We start from the raw sequence: 2,275 nt of genomic DNA, 5'->3' as shown, positions 1-2,275 counted from the left end.
CGGTTGTACAATGGAACCTGGGCCTTCTTTGAAGAACATTTGGACCGGCTGTTTGAGGCTGCCAAGGCGATTGACCTGGATATCGGGTTGAACTGGGAGGGCGTGAAATCCGCTGTGTTAGAGACACAGAAAGCCAATGGAATGACCACTGATGCCCATGCCCGGTTGATGGTCACGCGCGGGGTAAAGACACGTCCTTTCCAGCACCCTTCGCTGTCGCAGCAAGGTCCGACGATTACCATTATCATGGAGCATTCCCGGCCCAATCTGCCGCGTCCGATAAAATTGGCCACAGTGCCGCATATCCGCGGGCTGCCGATGACGCAGGACCCCAAACTGAATTCCCACTCCAAGTTGAACTGTATCATCGCCTGTATCGCCGCCGAAAAGGCCGGCGCAGATGAGGCGCTGATGCTGGACGTGAATGGCTTTGTAAACACCACAAATGCCTGCAATTTTTTCATCGTGCGCAAGGGGGAGGTTTGGACTTCGACCGGGGATTATTGCATGAACGGCATTACCCGGCAGAAAGTGATCGACTTGTGCCGCGCCAACAGTATCCCAGTTCACGAGCGGAACTATTCGCTGGTGGATGCATACGGTGCCGACGAAGCCTTTCTGACTGGCACTTTCGGGGCGCAGACACCGGTGGGCAGCATCGACGGGCGGCAGATCGGCAGCGGTCAGATGGGACCCATGACCGAAAATCTTCGTGCCCTCTATAAGGATCTGATCGAAAAGGAGTGCGCATGATGCGGATTGCCATGTGGTCCGGGCCGCGGAACCTGTCGACGGCGTTGATGTACGCCTTTGGCAACCGGGGTGACTGCGCGGTGGTGGATGAACCGTTTTATGCCGCCTATCTGGCGATGACCGGCCTGAGCCACCCGATGCGGGGAGAAATTCTGGACAGCCAGCCGCGGGATCCGAACACGGTGGCAGAGGCGCTGTTGGGGCAGGTTCCAGGCGCCAAGCCGTACTACTATCAAAAACACATGACACAGCATATGATCCCCGGCGTTCCGCGGCAGTGGATGCAAGAGGTCACTAATGTCTTTCTGATCCGTCATCCTGCCCGTGTGATCGCCTCATATGCGGTGAAACGGGAAAATCCCACATTGGAAGACATTGGATTCCGCCAGCAGGCGGAGCTGCTCGAACTGGTGCGCAGCTGGGGACATGCACCGGTTGTCGTGGACAGCCATGACATTCGGAATGATCCGGCAGGCAAACTGGAACAGTTGTGCGAGACGGTTGGCATGCCGTATTCCCCGAAGATGCTGACCTGGCCAAGGGGCGGACATAAGGACGACGGCGTGTGGGCGGCGCATTGGTACGGTGCGGTCTGGAATTCAACCGGATTTGCTGGCCCGGAAGGCCCGCTGCCGGAGGTGCCGGAAGACCTGCAGCCCGTGCTGCAGGCGGCGCTGCCTTTATATGAGCAAATGAAGGCAGCGAAAATCTGAAGGGAGAAGGGGGCGTTGCCCCCTCGCGCCTGCGGCGCTCACCCCCAGGATGTTTTCAGTCAGAAGAAGAGGCTCAGCCGATCAGTTTGCCCAGTTTCATGGCAACACCCATGTCGCCGGAGATTTTTATTTTTCCCATCACTACGGCCGTCATCGGGTTGAGCTTGCCGGTGAGAAGCTTTTTCAGGTTCTCTCTGGAAAGCTGAAGCGTGCAGTCGGTGTCACAGTCATAGGTGCTGGCACCGCCTTCGGCGAGCACGATAACGCCATCCTCCCCACAGTCGAATTTCAGCGTGCCGTCAAAGCTCTTTCCAGCCAGACCTGTCCGGATGTCCTCGGCGATGTCCTGAAGTGCCATATGTTCCTCCCTTGCTCGCGGTGAGGGTTAGGCACGTTAGGGATACCGGGCAATAGTGACCAAAGGGGAGGGCGCCGGGTTACGTCCCGGCAAGAGCTGCCTTGGTCAGTGGACAGGGCTGACCGCCATAGAAGATCTCAAGCACCTGCCGGAATTCCGCCGGCGCACTGGGCACAGCTGCAAACAACGTCATCGAAGAGCGCAGTTTCTTGGCGTCGGTACTGCCGAGGATTTGCACGGGATCTGAACCCTGATGCTGCAGCATCAGACGGCTGGCGTCCACCAAGCGGCTGCGCAGCTTTTCGTGGTTCAGATAGGCTGTGGCCTCGGCCAGGTCTTCGATCCCGTAAAGCTGTGCCATGTGCGATTGGCCCAGTTCGGCCAATTGGGGAAAGACGAACCACATCCAGTGGCTCGTCTTTTGTCCTGCGGAGAGTTCAGCCAGTACAGC

General features: G+C 58.0%; 4 protein-coding genes. 2 read left to right on the top strand and 2 right to left on the bottom strand.

Annotation, left to right across the window (positions count from 1 at the left end; genetic code table 11):
• Together A2I95_RS32345 and A2I95_RS32340 are read left to right on the top strand one after the other, a co-directional pair.
• Positions 1-753, top strand: a 753-nt coding sequence (locus A2I95_RS32345) for an aminotransferase class IV (RefSeq protein ID WP_291736426.1), incomplete at its 5' end; no start/stop codon positions are given.
• Positions 753-1,466 carry an HAD family hydrolase gene (locus tag A2I95_RS32340; protein WP_291736428.1) on the top strand — a complete coding sequence of 238 codons (714 nt, stop codon included), beginning with the start codon at positions 753-755 and terminating at the stop codon, positions 1,464-1,466. The genes A2I95_RS32345 and A2I95_RS32340, both read left to right, overlap by 1 nt.
• Before the next feature lie 73 nt (positions 1,467-1,539).
• Here A2I95_RS32340 and A2I95_RS32335 read toward each other — a convergent pair whose 3' ends face one another.
• Positions 1,540-1,824 carry an SCP2 sterol-binding domain-containing protein gene (locus A2I95_RS32335; RefSeq protein ID WP_027256997.1) on the bottom strand — a complete coding sequence of 95 codons (285 nt, stop codon included), beginning with the start codon at positions 1,822-1,824 and terminating at the stop codon, positions 1,540-1,542.
• Positions 1,825-1,903: 79 nt separating this feature from the next.
• Positions 1,904-2,275 (bottom strand): DUF1810 domain-containing protein (locus tag A2I95_RS32330; protein ID WP_291736423.1); only part of this gene is annotated, 372 nt, incomplete at its 5' end.

This window comes from Leisingera sp. F5 (assembly GCF_001593695.1).
Note: the sequence above shows the minus strand (reverse complement) of the source record. Positions and strands in the feature narration are given on the sequence as shown.